The sequence below is a fragment of the Microbacterium sp. 3J1 genome (genome assembly GCF_001049495.1).
In the GTDB taxonomy this organism is placed as follows: domain Bacteria; phylum Actinomycetota; class Actinomycetes; order Actinomycetales; family Microbacteriaceae; genus Microbacterium.
This window is the reverse complement of sequence record NZ_CDWI01000007.1, coordinates 247,991-261,522: the sequence shown is the minus strand read 5'-3', so window position 1 is coordinate 261,522 and position 13,532 is coordinate 247,991. Positions and strand designations below refer to the sequence as shown.

16 protein-coding genes and 1 tRNA gene are annotated in these 13,532 nt (G+C 67.8%); 7 read left to right on the top strand and 10 right to left on the bottom strand.

Translation table 11 applies throughout. The annotated features are described in order from the left end of the window. Nucleotides 1-10: 10 nt before the first annotated feature. A complete protein-coding gene (locus BN2660_RS04695; protein ID WP_091227904.1) occupies nucleotides 11-403 on the bottom strand; it encodes a helix-turn-helix domain-containing protein in 393 nt (130 codons plus the stop codon). A gap of 258 nt (nucleotides 404-661) precedes the next feature. On the opposite strand from BN2660_RS04695, the gene BN2660_RS04690 reads away from it, so the two are divergent. Beyond that, complete coding sequence (locus BN2660_RS04690; RefSeq protein WP_091227901.1) at nucleotides 662-1,690, top strand: helix-turn-helix domain-containing protein; 1,029 nt, start codon at nucleotides 662-664, stop codon at nucleotides 1,688-1,690. Then, complete coding sequence (locus BN2660_RS04685; RefSeq protein WP_091227899.1) at nucleotides 1,687-2,817, top strand: hypothetical protein; 1,131 nt, start codon at nucleotides 1,687-1,689, stop codon at nucleotides 2,815-2,817. Before BN2660_RS04690 ends, BN2660_RS04685 begins: the two co-directional genes overlap by 4 nt. Here BN2660_RS04685 and BN2660_RS04680 read toward each other — a convergent pair. The 4 genes from BN2660_RS04680 to BN2660_RS04665 all read right to left on the bottom strand — a co-directional run bounded on the left by BN2660_RS04680 (nucleotide 2,814) and on the right by BN2660_RS04665 (nucleotide 4,676). After that, nucleotides 2,814-3,392 (bottom strand): hypothetical protein, encoded by a 579-nt coding sequence (locus BN2660_RS04680; RefSeq protein WP_176697083.1) that lies wholly within the window; start codon nucleotides 3,390-3,392, stop codon nucleotides 2,814-2,816. The two genes, BN2660_RS04685 and BN2660_RS04680, sit on opposite strands and share 4 nt — an antisense overlap. Further along, nucleotides 3,385-3,663, bottom strand: coding sequence for a hypothetical protein (locus BN2660_RS04675; protein ID WP_091227894.1), 279 nt, complete (start codon nucleotides 3,661-3,663; stop codon nucleotides 3,385-3,387). The genes BN2660_RS04680 and BN2660_RS04675 overlap by 8 nt, the downstream gene beginning before the upstream one ends. Nucleotides 3,664-3,978: 315 nt before the next feature. Next, nucleotides 3,979-4,425 (bottom strand): hypothetical protein, encoded by a 447-nt coding sequence (locus BN2660_RS04670; protein ID WP_091227891.1) that lies wholly within the window; start codon nucleotides 4,423-4,425, stop codon nucleotides 3,979-3,981. A 177-nt stretch (nucleotides 4,426-4,602) separates the two neighbouring features. Continuing rightward, nucleotides 4,603-4,676, bottom strand: a tRNA-Gly gene (locus BN2660_RS04665). Nucleotides 4,677-4,769: 93 nt separating this feature from the next. Between BN2660_RS04665 and dcd the strand changes: the two genes are divergently transcribed. Both dcd and BN2660_RS04655 read left to right on the top strand, forming a co-directional pair. Then, the gene (gene dcd / locus BN2660_RS04660; protein WP_091227889.1) at nucleotides 4,770-5,375 is read left to right on the top strand and encodes a dCTP deaminase; all 606 of its coding nucleotides are present in this window, start codon (nucleotides 4,770-4,772) and stop codon (nucleotides 5,373-5,375) included. Between the two features lie 2 nt (nucleotides 5,376-5,377). After that, the gene (locus BN2660_RS04655; protein WP_091227886.1) at nucleotides 5,378-5,809 is read left to right on the top strand and encodes a hypothetical protein; all 432 of its coding nucleotides are present in this window, start codon (nucleotides 5,378-5,380) and stop codon (nucleotides 5,807-5,809) included. 6 nt (nucleotides 5,810-5,815) lie between these two features. Here the strand turns inward: BN2660_RS04655 and BN2660_RS04650 are convergent, their stop codons facing one another. Beyond that, the gene (locus BN2660_RS04650; protein WP_091227884.1) at nucleotides 5,816-6,253 is read right to left on the bottom strand and encodes a DUF6069 family protein; all 438 of its coding nucleotides are present in this window, start codon (nucleotides 6,251-6,253) and stop codon (nucleotides 5,816-5,818) included. 92 nt (nucleotides 6,254-6,345) lie between these two features. Here BN2660_RS04650 and BN2660_RS04645 point away from each other — a divergent pair, with 92 nt between their 5' ends. Beyond that, nucleotides 6,346-6,930, top strand: coding sequence for a TetR/AcrR family transcriptional regulator (locus BN2660_RS04645; RefSeq protein WP_091227882.1), 585 nt, complete (start codon nucleotides 6,346-6,348; stop codon nucleotides 6,928-6,930). A gap of 65 nt (nucleotides 6,931-6,995) precedes the next feature. Here BN2660_RS04645 and BN2660_RS04640 read toward each other — a convergent pair whose 3' ends face one another. Next, on the bottom strand, nucleotides 6,996-7,772 hold the full coding sequence (locus tag BN2660_RS04640) for a hypothetical protein (protein WP_091227879.1): 777 nt from the start codon (nucleotides 7,770-7,772) through the stop codon (nucleotides 6,996-6,998). A 104-nt stretch (nucleotides 7,773-7,876) separates the two neighbouring features. Between BN2660_RS04640 and BN2660_RS16760 the strand changes: the two genes are divergently transcribed. Continuing rightward, entirely contained in the window at nucleotides 7,877-8,449 is a 573-nt protein-coding gene (locus BN2660_RS16760; RefSeq protein WP_255305026.1) for a MarR family winged helix-turn-helix transcriptional regulator, read from the top strand. A gap of 179 nt (nucleotides 8,450-8,628) precedes the next feature. After that, nucleotides 8,629-10,173 carry an HNH endonuclease signature motif containing protein gene (locus BN2660_RS04630; RefSeq protein WP_091227877.1) on the top strand — a complete coding sequence of 515 codons (1,545 nt, stop codon included), beginning with the start codon at nucleotides 8,629-8,631 and terminating at the stop codon, nucleotides 10,171-10,173. Nucleotides 10,174-10,180: 7 nt separating this feature from the next. Here the strand turns inward: BN2660_RS04630 and BN2660_RS04625 are convergent, their stop codons facing one another. From BN2660_RS04625 to BN2660_RS04615, 3 genes are all read right to left on the bottom strand, one after another. Next, nucleotides 10,181-11,101: a cation diffusion facilitator family transporter gene (locus BN2660_RS04625; protein WP_091227874.1), complete on the bottom strand. Its 921-nt coding sequence runs from the start codon at nucleotides 11,099-11,101 to the stop codon at nucleotides 10,181-10,183. 39 nt (nucleotides 11,102-11,140) lie between these two features. Further along, the gene (locus BN2660_RS04620; protein ID WP_091227871.1) at nucleotides 11,141-12,553 is read right to left on the bottom strand and encodes an MFS transporter; all 1,413 of its coding nucleotides are present in this window, start codon (nucleotides 12,551-12,553) and stop codon (nucleotides 11,141-11,143) included. A 75-nt stretch (nucleotides 12,554-12,628) separates the two neighbouring features. After that, a complete protein-coding gene (locus BN2660_RS04615; RefSeq protein WP_091227868.1) occupies nucleotides 12,629-13,531 on the bottom strand; it encodes an Lrp/AsnC family transcriptional regulator in 903 nt (300 codons plus the stop codon). Nucleotide 13,532: the final 1 nt, after the last annotated feature.

The window sequence follows — 13,532 nt, the reverse complement described above, 5'->3', positions numbered from 1 at the left end:
AGGGTTCGGGTCAGTTGAACTCGTCGAGTGCGAGGTCGTCGAGCTCGTCCATGTGGGCGGTGGCTTCCGCGTGACTCTTCCGCATCTCCATCATGCGGGCGCGGTAGGCCATGACGTCCGGCGCGGCCATCCGACGGTCGCGAGAACCGACGATGTAGTACGCGAGAGCCCCGGAGTCGAGGATTTTGTACAGGTGCGTGCGGCTCACGCCGAGCAGCTTTGCAGCCTCGGCCGGGGTGAGATCTTCCTTTTCGGACACGACGAACGTGTCTTGTCCCCCGCGCAGCGCGAGGGAGAGGTTTTCAAGAGTGGTTCGGAGCGGGCCGTCGGGGAGCTGGTGGAACGCGTCCTCCAGGACGGTGATCTCGGTCGTGGGCACGCTGGAAGCGTCGAGCTTAGGCATAGCGGTTTGCCTCAGATCCTGTCGGAGATGGCCACGCTGGGGACGTGGCGGGTGGCGGATGCGGCTGGACGGGAGTGGTCACCGTCGTCGGCGTGTACGCATGACCCAAGTGTCACACATGGCACGGAATCGGTCAATTCGAACATTTCGGGCATGTCCGCCCTATGCGCGACTCTCATCCGCCTAAGTTCAGGTGTCATAGATGAGTCAAATGTCACATGTGCCACGCATCCGAATATTATCTGCTATGATTGAGGCATGAACTCGAAACTCGAAGCGCGCGGTGAGCTCCTGACAGCTCTGCGCCTTTCGCGTGAGCTCACGCAGGTGGAGCTCGCCTACGACGTCGGCATCTCTCAGGCGACCTTGTCGAAGGTCGAGTCCGGTGAGGCTCGTCTCGATCTCGAGACCTGGCGCAGGGTCGCAGACAAGCTGATGGTTCCGCTCTCGGCATTCCGCGCGGCTGAGTCATCCACGGCGCCCGCTCGGATCTTCCACCGCAAGCAGCGCAGCACCCCGAAGAGTGCAGTGAACAAGGTCGCGGCGGAGCTGTCGCTCGTGCGCCTTCGTGTCCGTGATCTCATCGGTGACCAGGTCACCTCCCTGCGTCGTCACGACCTCGAGGGCGGATACAACACCCCGCAGGAAGTCGCACGCGATGTGCGCGATGAGCTCGGACTCGGACGCGACCCTCTCGGCGACCTCGTCGCCATCCTCGAAGGAGCCGGCGTGCTGGTGCTGCGGTGGCCGCTGGAGAGCATCCAGGTCGACGCCATCGCGTCCTGGCAGGACGACAGCGTGCCGGTGATCCTCGTCGGCGACCATGTCCCCGCTGACCGGCAACGCTTCACCATGGCGCATGAGCTCGGCCACGCCGTCATGCACGACTCCGAAGCCGACAAGGAGCAGGAAGCGGAGGCGGACGCGTTCGCCGCGGAGTTCCTCGCCCCGGGGTCTGAGATCGCGAAGGAGTGGCCGAGCGGTGCCAGCCTCGACGCTCTGCTCTTACTGAAGAGGCGGTGGGGGATCTCCCTGTCCGCTCTCATCCGGCGAGGAAAGGACATCGGCCGCCTCACCGAGCAGGAGTACCGGCAGTGGAACATCCACCTGAGTACCACGGGGATGCACCGCCGCGAACCAGACCCCACTGAGCGTGAGAACCCAACCGCGCTCACCACAGCAATACGCAAGTCCCTCGCCGAAGGCGCGAGTGTCGAGGAACTTGCGAGCAGTGCCCACATGTACCCGCGCGAGTTTGAACAGACCTTCCTTCAGGAGACATCATGAATTTCACCGTCATCGACAACCCCCATACCGCCCCGACCCCGCTCTTCACCGCACCTCGCGGTGTCGAGACGGGCAATGCCATCGCGCTGCTCACCGACCGGCAGTTCCACGTGGCCGGCCAGAACGCACACGGTGAAGCATCGCTGATCCAGACCAACTCCGGGGGTGCGATCCTCGTCGGTGACGACGCCGTGGCGAAGGCCGCGGGCATCCGCGCCGCGAACCCCAACCTGCCCCTCATCGTCGAACCCCGCTCGCTGCGCAAGCACCTGGCGACCGACAGTCAGCCGTTCATGCTGACCGCGGCGACCCTCGCCGACGACCTCGACCAGCAGCGTGGATACAGTGACCTCGCGATCACACCCACCGGTCAGATCACGCCCGGCGACTCCGACGCGCTGAAGGCCGCGCTCCGCCAGGCGAACAAGCTCGGCCGCTCCGACACCCTGTTCGCGATCCCCGCCTACGCGGGCTGGCTCAGCGACGAGCAGTACGTCAAGCAGCTCATCGCCGTCATCAACCGCAGCGACCACCCGGTCCTGCTCACCTTCATCCACGGGCACAACCCTGTCGAGAGTGTGAAGCGCGCCCGCGCATACCGCCGCGTCTTCCAGGAGACGAATGTCCCCATCGTCGCCCACCGCGCCGACCTCATCGGCTTCGACGCTCTCGCACACGGAGCCATCGCCTCCGCCATCGGGTCTTACCCGTCTACTCGGCGCCTGAACCCGTTCGACCACCACGGCGGCCCCGTCGGCGACCGCGAGAATCTGTCGCCGCACATGCTGCTCACCGATATGCTCCGCATCGTCCGTTCCACCCACATGCGGCGTGAATGGTTCGCGAGCACGGCGCCGATTCAGTGCTTCTGTGTCATCTGCCGCGGAGCCGGTGTCGACCGGCTTCACGAAGACCCGGCAGATCGGCGTACTGGTCACAACCACAACGTCGTCAACCTCGACAGCCTGTACTCCTCGTACGTCGGGCTCAGCTCCTCCGCGCGCCGGGCGCTGTGGGCGAGCCAGGTCGCGGGCGCGCTGGACACTTACCCGCAGCTCGAGGCGCACATCGGACGCAGCCTGCGCGTGGACCCCATCCTCCAGAACGTGTGGGCGAAGGCGTCCTAGCCGTTCAGGTCGCGGAACTGTCCATAGACGAGCTCCGCGAACCGCCAACGCGCTGACGACCAGCGCTGCGGCACGAAGGAAGCGGGCATCATCACGCACTCACCATCCGGCATCTGAAGTCCGATCCCGTAGTGGGAAGCCTCGGTGAGCTCGAACGTGCTCACCGAGGCGGACGTCGTGATGGTCCGCGGGCCGTACCCGGCCCACCGGTGCGCGACGGAGCACCCGCGCTTCAGGCTCGTGGACGTGATCTCGATGCTCCGCACATCCACGGCCGGCTGCGCACGTCGCTGCCCCCACAGGCCACCCTCGGGGTCTTCGAGGATCGTCGCGAGGTGCGCGCTATCCGTTCTCCGCAGCACGCGCTCGAAGCGCGGCGACACCTGCCCCAGGTGATCCTCCGGCACGCTGAGCAACGCCGCCAGGATGAACTCATCCCGGATCTCGCGCCGACCAGCTCGCACACGCGCGTCATGCTCGTCGAGATTCACAGAGTAGGTGACCGTCAACAGCGACCGGTCGAACACGCCCTCGTGACGGTACGTCGCATCCGATTCCTGCAACACCTCAAGCATGGGCCAGCTCCCGCGCGGCATCCCAGAACGGGTGGGAGATCCGCTGGAACCGGATGGGCTCTGTCCGAGCCTGTCGTTCAAGTCTCTCCATAAGTCCCACTCCTTCCAGGGCGACGAGAATACGCTGCACTGCCGACTGCCTCAACCCGAGCCGATCCTGCAGGCTCTTCGAGTCCACGACGCCCTCCCCGGCGCCGATAGCTTCGGCAACGCTCAGCATATGCGTGTTGTTGAAGAGCAGCTTCGACCTGACGCTCATGCTGCTCTCCATTAGTTCAGTGTAACCCGTAACCCGGGTACCGAGTTACATAATACCTAATCGATCCCTGGATCTATGCTGGTGAGTCCAGGAGTGGGGTCCTCGGGGCTTGCGACGAGACGTAGCGGTGTGCGCGGGGCCGCGGCACCCGGTCAGTCATGCTGTGCGAATGAAATGAATGAACACGATTGGGGCGTCGTTCCGGTTCGCGAGAACGACAGCGTTGACGTGACGGGCGCTCTACTCGTCAGACGGCTCAGGCGCGGTGATTGTGTCAGGCTGTTCCCGAAGGTACTCGATCAACTTCTGGGGTTCGTCACAATATCTTCAGAGGTGTAGCCAGACCGCGCGGGCGGCCGACGGGGTCGGACGCGCCACGATGTTGGTTATGGCTTCTCGCATCCAGGTGAACGTGGTGGCGTACGCGACGGCGGGGTCGAACAGGCGGTGTACCGTCTCGGCCCGCTGGACCCAGTCGACGATGGCGACGGCGTGACGGAAGACGCTGGCCGTGGGCTGGTCGAGGTCGCTCTCGAGTGCGCTGAGGACCTCAAAGAACAGATGGAGATCGAGGCGGCGGGTGCGCCGGAGTCGCTGGAACAGTCGGTGAGCGGTGACCTCGGCCGCCGTCACCGTGGTCTGCGTCTCGGCGGTGGTCCCAGGACCGGTCCATCGCTGGTGGCGCTCGCAGACGAGGTCGTTCAGGTGAGGATGCTGCTGGATGTGCTCGCCGTGGCTGCAGAGCAGACACGCCCATCGTTCTGCGCCGGCCATGCGGAGGAACTTGCCGCGGAGATCGCCGCTCGTGTGGTCGCGGCATTGCAGTGAGGTGACAGACGAGCTCTCTTGCTGCATCGTACAAACGGCGATGAGACTTCCCGTACACGTCCCCGCGGAAACTCCAGTCTGAAGTACCTCAAGAATGTCCGGAATAGCCTTGGACGTCACATGTGGAGGGGCTGACGGGAATCGAACCCGCGCTATCTGCTTGGGAAGCAGAAGTTCTGCCATTGAACTACAGCCCCGTACCTGCATCCGAGGAGCAGGTGAACGCAAGCCTAGCCGTCTGATGCGTCATGGCCAAAGTGCGTCGGGCGCACGGCAACTAGGCTGGTGCCGTGCTTCTCAGCGACCGCGACATCAGAGCAGAACTCGCAGCCGGCCGGATCGGCCTCTCGCCGCACGAGCCGGAGATGATCCAGCCCTCGAGCATCGACGTGCGCCTGGACCGCTACTTCCGGCTCTTCGACAACCACAAGTACCCGTTCATCGACCCGTCGGTCGATCAGCCGGAGCTCACGCGACTGATCGAGGTGGATCCGGAGGAGCCCTTCATCCTGCATCCCGGGGAGTTCGCGCTCGGGGCGACGTTCGAGCAGGTCACGCTCTCCGATGACATCGCCGCCCGCCTCGAGGGCAAGTCGTCGCTCGGGCGCCTGGGGCTGATCACCCACTCGACCGCCGGTTTCATCGACCCCGGATTCACCGGGCACGTCACGCTCGAGCTCGCCAACGTCGCGACTCTGCCGATCAAGCTGTGGCCGGGCATGAAGATCGGGCAGCTCTGCTTCTTCCGCCTCACGTCTCCGGCCGAGAACCCCTACGGCTCCGGCCCGTACGGCAACCGCTACCAGGGACAGCGCGGCCCGACGGCATCCCGCTCGTTCCAGAACTTCCATCGCACGAACGTCGGAATCACCGACGTCGGATCACTCGGAGGCTGACGATGAGCGACGACAGCAGAGACCCGCACGACTCCCCGGCGGATGCTGTCGTCCCGCCGCCTCCGCCGGAGTCGTCCGTCCCGGATGTGGTGATTCCGCCGCCTCCGCCGGAGTCGTCCGTCCCGGATGTGGTGATCCCGCCGCCTCCGCCCGAGGCGATGCTCCCCGCCACGCGCCGGTCGCGCCCCACGCCCGCGATTCTGACCGGTGACCAGCCGGCCCCGGTCGCCGACGACTGGGCGCAGCCCTCTGTGGCGCCCGAGGTGCCGACCACCGGCGGATACCGCGCGCTGTCGATCGTGATCTTCGTGTTCCTCGTACTGCTGCTCGCGGCGGCGATCGCCGGGGCCGTGTACCTCGGGACCACGACGTCGTTCGCGTCGGCGGCTCTCGTCGACGCGGTCGCGGTCCTCACTGCCACGCAGCAGGGGTGATCCCCGCTACGACGCCTCTCTGGACGCCCAGACGTACGCGGGTACCGCGACAGCCACCACGACGACATGCATGACCATGAGTCCGATGACGGCGCTCACCGTCGTGCCCGGGATGAAGCGGAGCAGGAGCAGCAGGAGGTCGGGGATGAAGGACGCCAGAGTCACGACCGGCACGAGCATCGACAGGGTGCGGCGCGGGTCGCGGGCGCGACGGCGCACGAGCGACCAGCCGATCCAGCCGACCACGATGCCCAGAGCTGTGAACAGGGTGTAGGCCGGAAAGGTCAGCGGTCCGTAGGTCGCCGGAGCGCCGGCAGCCACGGCGAGCCGCGCGACGACGGCGTTCGCTGCGACGGCCACGACGACCGCAGCGATGAGGATGAGAGAGGTGCGCAGCCGAGGGCGGGCGATGCTCCGGTCTGCGCGGGCGGTGGTGATGACCATGACAGCTCCTTTGCGGGTGACGTCTTGGATTCGGTACTGATGAGTACCGAAGCTAACGGTACTGTCTGATCCCGGAATGTACAATGAGGTCGATGACTGCAGATCTGATGGCCAAGCCGGTCGGGCGCCCTCGCGACCCCGGCGTCGAGACGTCGATCCTCGAGGCGGTCCAGGAACTGCTGATCGAGAGCGGCTACGCCGGGACGACGATCGGTGCCGTAGCGGATCGCGCTCGCTGCGGACGATCCGCCATCTACCGCCGATGGGAGACCAAGGCCGAGCTCGTCGTCGCAGCTGTCGGCGCGCTGCAGGTGGCTGCGGAGGTCCCCGACACCGGCACGCTCCGAGGAGACCTTCTCGCAGCGGCCATGCACTTCGCGCGGGCGGATGACCGTACGGCGAGCGTGCTCGCCAGCATCCTGAGCGAGATCGGGCGTGACGAGGAGTTGCGCGACGTCGCGTACCGAGTGGTCGGCGGACCGCCGGTCGCGGCACTCACGGCGGTGATCGAGCGCTGGATCGAGCGGGGTGAGGTGCGTGCGGACGCTCCGGTGGCACTCATCGCCGGTCTCGTGCCGACCGCGGCGTTCGGCAGTGTCAGCCTGCGGCGGCGCGTGCTCGCACCGGATGCCGTCGAGCAGCTCGTCGACGAGGTCGTGCTGCGCTCGCTGCGTTAGCCGCGAGCGCCGAAACGCCCCGGTCGCCGGAGCGAGCGGGGCGTTTCGGCGTGGAGCGGATGCCGTCAGGCATCCCGACCGCGCGAGAAGCCGGCGTCGAAGCCGCGCTCGTAGGCGTGTTGCGCAGCTTGCGGGTGCGCGTGATGGGCGTGTCCGTGGCCGCGGACGTCTCCGTGACCGTGTCCGAAGTCACGGTGGCCGTGACCCGGGCCCTCGCCGTGCTCGGGGTCGTGCTGACCCGAGAAGCGGTCGTGTCCCGGGTGGCCTCGATGCTCGCATCCGCGCTCGTCTGCGAATCCGGAATCGGTCTCGGGTCCATGGTCGTGACCGAATCCACGGCGGAAGCCCCGAGGGCCGAAGGCCCGACCGAAACCGTGACGGAAGCCGTGGGCGCCGAAGCCGTGGCGGCGGCCGCGACCCCGGCCGCGGGGGAGCGGGGTGTTCTCGTCCCAGCCGAAGGCGCGGGCGATCTGCTCGAGCGAGGCGATCGTGGTCGCGAGATCCTCGGGGGAGACGGCGTCTCCGACCTTGGCGCGGATGCCGTCGACGATGGCTCCCAGGCGTTCCTTGGCGGCGCGGCCGTCGTCGGTGAGGGTCCAGCCGTCGCCCTCGGCGATCACCCAGCCGCGCTCGACGAGGGAGTGCAGCTTGTGAGGGTTCAGCGGACGGCGGGCGGGAACGGTGCCGTCGACGGCGTTGAGCAGCCGCCAGTCGCGGCGGTCCGCGTGCTCGTCCGCGAAGGAGGAGGCGAACTCGGCCGCCATGAGTCGATCGACAGCATCGAGCCAGTAGCCGAAGGGGCGGGGCGGGGAGTCTGTGTTCTGAGTGTCAGGGGTGTTCATCGTGAAGTCCTTAGATGTCATGGTGCATGTGCTTGTCACATTGCATGTACATGTAGTGTGACATGCGTATCGGATCCATGTCAAGTCGCATGTAAAATCGAATCGTGAGCAGCGCAGAGATCGACCCCGCCGAGGCCATCGCCCTCGCCCTGTCCCGCCTTCGCGGACGGCGGTCGGGTGATCGCGGTCGAGGCCCCCGGGGGATGGGCGGTCCGCACGGATGGCATGGCGGACCCCATCCCGATCACTTCGAGCAGGGTGGGCACGGGCATGGCCACGGATTCGGCGCATCGGGTCATCCGGGTGCGCCGCCATGGATGGCCGAATCCTCCGGACGCTTCGGCGGACCGGCGCGGATGCGGATGCTCGAGGCGCTCGCCGCGGCATCCGCGCCGCTGAGCGTCAGCGATCTGGGCGCCGCGATCGGCGTCGATCAACCCCGCGCGTCGAGGTTGGTGCAGCAGGGTGTCGCGCACGGCTTCGTGCGCCGCGAGGCCGACCCCGACGACGCGCGACGTACGCGCATCGCGCTGACCGATGAGGGTCGCACGATCGCTCGGGGCATGCGGGGCGAGCGCAGAGAAGCGCTCAGCAAGGCGCTCGCGGTATTCAGCGAGGATGAGCGCGCACAGCTCGCCCATCTGCTGAACAAGCTCGCCGACAACTGGGAGGGCTGACCCCGCGGCCGCGCCCGGGTCGCGACTTGGCCGCGACCCGGCCGCGACCCGGCTGTGCAGGCCCGTGTCAGGTGGTGTTCCGGAACACTGCACCGATGTTCCGGAATATGCTCCTGAGCTGGTCGAAAAGCGCGGGTCTGGACGCCTTCAATGTCTGAGGCCCCGAGTTGGATGGAGGTATGTCCTTCCGCACCCGCGCTCTTCTCGATCAGGTCGTCGCCGACCTCGATCGGGTGCTCGGCGATGACGCGCTCGCGTCGCTGTCCGACGGCGAACGCGTCGAGGTGCTGCAGGCAGCGGGAGCGGCGTTCCGCCGTGTGGAGGCCGTCGTCGTCGAGACGATCGCGACGGGGCACCCGGTGGACCTCCCGCATTCCGCCGGATGCCGCACGCACACCGAGCTGGTGCAGCGCACCGTGCTGACCGACGTCCCGGGCGCGACCCGGGTGGGCAAGGTGGCCGATCTCGTTCGACGCGACGTCAGCCTGGTGTCGGGAGAGCGGCTCCCGGCGAGATGGCCCGCTCTGCGCGACGCGATGCTCGACGGAGCCATCGGAGTGGCGGGCCTGCTGGCGGCGACCGGCCCGATCGAGAGGATCGCCGACCGCATCAGCGCCGACGAGAGACTCGGCGCCGATCACTTTCTCGCCGGCGCCGCGCGGGGCGGCTTCGAGAGCACCCCTGCGGGTGACGAGGTCCGCGGACCTGCGCCGACCACCGACGAGCTGAGGTTCCTCGCTGAGCGGGTGGCTGCGCTGCTCGACCCCGATGGCGAGGGGCCCGCTGACGAGCCCGCCCGTCGGCGGGGTATCACGCTGGGGAGGATCCGTGACGGGCTGCGATCGATCAAGGGGTATCTGACTCCCGATGTCGCCGCTCAGCTCGAGCTGATCCTCGATGCCCTGAACAATCCGAAGGGCGACGGGCCGCCGATGCCCGGCGTGCGATTCACGGGCACCGGCGGGGCGGCGGATGCGGATCCGGCGGATGCGGACCCGGCGGATGCGGACCCGACGGGTGCGGACACGACGGGCGACGCCGACCCGTTCGACTCCGATCCTCGCTCGGTGGTCGACGGTCGCACAGCGGCGCAGAAGCGCCATGATGCTCTGGCCGCGGCTCTCGCGATCGCGGCGCGGCACAGAGACATGCCCACCATCGGTGGTGCTGCACCGACCCTCGTCGTCACCGTCGACGTGAAAGACCTCGCGCAAGGGGGCGGGCGGGCGAGCGTGAGCGGGGCGTGGAGGCAGGTGCCGCTCGGAGCGGCTGCGCACGTCGGATGCGCCGGAGTGATCCAGCGGGTGATGTTCGACGGCGGCAGAGTCGTCGGGATCAGCACCACGGCCCGGGTGTTCACGGTTCATCAGCGGCGGGCCATCATCGCGCGAGATCGAGAATGCCTGATTCCGGGATGCCATGTGCCCGCGTCATGGTGCGAGATCCATCACGTCACCGACCACGCACGAGGCGGGCCCACGCATACCGACAACGGGGTGCCGTTGTGCTGGTGGCATCACCGCAGTCTGGGGGCATCCGGGTGGGAGACCCGGATGGCCGAAGGCGTGCCCCAGGTGCGCGGACCGGCGTGGTGGGATCCCGCGCAGCAGTGGCGTACCCCACGACTCAGCCTCCCCGATTCGCTCCGCGACCCCGAGTCACTCGACGACTCTGATTCGCTCGACGAACCCGGGGCGCCGCCGGGACTCGCGCGTGCGGGGTGACAGCGGCTCAGGAATGCGTGACGAACTCGAGGGAGGCCTCGTCGTCGACGGACAACGACAGCACCACGGTCTCCACGACGGGGTGCTGTTCGATCTGCTGCTCGATCGCGCGGAGGCTCCGCGCGACGTCGTGCTCGCGAGCGTCGCCCGTCAGATCGACCTCGGCCACGATGAACAGCCGGTTCGGACCGACGTACTCGATGTGCAGGTACGTGAGGCGCTGGATCTGCGGCGACGCGAGAAGCGCCTGCCCGACACGCGAGCGCAGTGCCGGCGAGGCGTTCGACCCGACGAGGAAGGCGATGTTGCGGCCGATGAGGATGATCGCGACCACCCCGAGCAGGACCCCGACGAGGATCGACCCCACCGCATCCCACGCGGCCACGCCGGTGATCTGATGCAGCGCGATCGCCCCGCCCGCGATGACGAGCCCGATGAGCGCCGCCATGTCCTCGAAGAACACCGCGCGCAAGGTCGTGTCGCTGGTCTCCAGAACGTAGTCCCAGGTCGACGAGCCGCGTTCCCTCGCGAGCCGCCGCGACTTCACCATCGCCTGCGTGAACGACGCCCCCTCGAGGACGAACGCGATCGCCAGCACCGTGTACGCGACCGCCGGGCTCTCGACCGGCCCCGTCTCCGACAGCTCCTGGATGCCGTGCATGATCGACACGATCGAGCCCGCCGTGAAGATCCCGAAGGCGGCGATCAGCGACCACACGAAGGCCGCCCGACCGTAGCCGAGCGGATGCCGCTCGTCCTTCACCCGTGCTCCGCGCCGATCGGCGATCAGCAGGAAGACCTCGTTGCCCGCATCCGCCCAGGAGTGCGCAGCCTCGGCGACCATCGACGCGGAGGAGGTGAGCACGGCAGCGACCGTCTTGGCGATCGCGACGAGGATGTTGGCGAGGAACGCGATGATGACCGTCACGCGGTCAGGCTACCCCCGGTGCTGCTCCCCGGACGTCCGTCAGGGCCGCGCGGTCGCCTTCACCGGCAGCAGCAGGAGGAATCCGGCGATGAGCACGAGCACGATGCCCAGGATGCCGAAGGCCGTGGACCCCGACAGGACGATGAGGAGCGTCCACGCCCCCGAGGCCATCCAGCTCGCCGCGCGCCCGGTCGTGGCGTAGAGGCCGAAGATCTCGCCCTCGCGCCCGGCCGGCGTCACCCGTGCGAGGAACGAGCGCGATGCGGCCTGCGCGGGGCCGACGAATGCGCAGAGCAGCAGCCCGCCGATCCAGAAGACGACGGTGCCGGCACCCACCAGGAAGAACACGGCCAGGCCCGCGATCACCATCGCCGCGAGCGACACGAGGATGATCCGCTTGGGGCCGTACGCGTCGTCGAAGCGTCCGGCGATGATCGTCGACACCCCGGCGATGAGATTCGCGGCGATGCCGAAGATCACGAGCTCGAGGAACCCGAAGTCGAACACCTGGCCGGCGATGATCGCGCCGAAGGCGAAGACCCCGCCGAGCCCGTCGCGGAACACCGCGCTCGACAGCAGGAACCAGAACGTCTGCCGGGTGTCGGGAGTGCGGTACAGGCCGATGACGTCCTTCACGAGCAGCCCGTAGGACGCGAAGAACCCGACCTTGCGCTCCGGGCGTCCGAGCGACGGCTCGGGAACGTTCAGGAAGATCGGGATGGAGAAGACGATCGCCCAGATCGCACACCCGACGGCGATGATGCGGAAAGGCAGACCGCCGTCCTCGGGGAGCCCGAACCAGTCGAGCATGTAGAAGACGACCACGAGGACGAGCGCGATGATCCCGCCGATGTAGCCGAAGCCCCAGCCGAGGCCCGAGATGCGTCCGACCGTCTTGGGGTTGGCGATGCCGATGAGCATGGCGTTCGAGTTCACGGCCGCGATCTCGCCGAACACCGAACCGGCGGAGATCAGAGCCACTCCGAGCCAGAACAGCGACGGCGTCGGCTCGACGAACCAGAGGCCGAACATGCACGCGATGAGCGCGCCCGTGCCGATTCCGAGCCAGAGCTTCTGGCGCCCGGCGGCGTCGGCCCGCTGTCCGAGAACCGGCGCGATGAGCAGGATCGCGATGCCCGCGATCGTCGAGCCGAGCCCGAGGCCCGACGCCAGATCGGCCTCGGCGGCCTCGCGGATCGGGTCCTTCGCGCCGAGACCCGCGATGTCGGCAGGAAGGAACGCCTCCGTCGTCAGATACAGCGCCGTGAAGATGAACGTGAGGATCACGGTGTTGAAGGGCTGCGTCGCCCAATCCCACAGCGCCCACGAGTACACCTGCTTCTTGGGTGCCGGGGTCTCGCCGCGCAGGTCGAGGCCGATGACGCCGACCGCGCCGCTGTTCGCCGTCGCAGCGGGCTCGGGAACCGCGCCGTTCTGGGGGGATTCGCTCATGCTCGAAGTCTGGCCGCGCGCGGTGAACGGACGGTGACGGCGCGCCGCTGCACGTGCTGCTGCTCGAGCGACCGATCACCGGCCCGACAGGTCGGGTTCCCGCAGGGTGCGGGCGTAGTCCTCCTTCAGCACCGCCAGATGCAGCCACGCCTCGATGCGCGTGACCCCCGCGAGCGAGCGCAGCCGCTCGAGGCTCGCATACAGCGCCCCGGCCGACGGCTCGACGAGCGTCGCGACGGCGTCGAAACGGCCCAGCGTACGTGCGGCGAAGTCGATCCCGCGCCCGGTGCGGAGCTCCTCGATCACGGCGTCGTCGTCTTCGTTGAGGTTCAGGCCGACGCCCATCGACAGCTGCCGATGCGCGAGCCCGCGGGCTTCCACCGCACTGATCTTGATGACCCCGCCGTCGATGAGTCGCTGCACCCGGGTGGCGACGGCCGACGGCGACAGACGAACGGCCTCGCCGAGGGCGCGGAAGCTCATTCGACCATCGGCCTGCAGGTGCTCGATGAGGTCCTCGTCGACCGTGTCGAGCGTCACATCGCCGTGGTACTCCGAGACGAAGAACCCCTTCACGACCGTCGAGTAGATGATCGTGTTGATGTCGAGCACGCCGACGATCGCCCGGATCTGGGCGAGCAGGTCGTGCAGCTCCTCCATCGTCCCCAGCCGCACCTCGGTGACGAGATCGTGCGCTCCGCCGACGGCCGACACGAGCACGGTCTCACGCATGTCGCGCAGGTGCTTCGCGACGATCTCCGCGGCCCCGTCGGTCCGGATCGAGACGTGAGCGAGCACGTGCTGGCCGAGGAACACGGGGTCCACGGCCGCGACGACGCGCACCGTCCGGTCGTCGAGCATCGAGCGCAATCGAGCCGCGACCGCGGCGCGCGACTGCCCCAGGGTCAGGGAGAGCGAGCGGATGCTGGCCCGGCCGTCCTCCTGCAGCGCCCTGATCAGTTCGGCGTCGAAATCCATG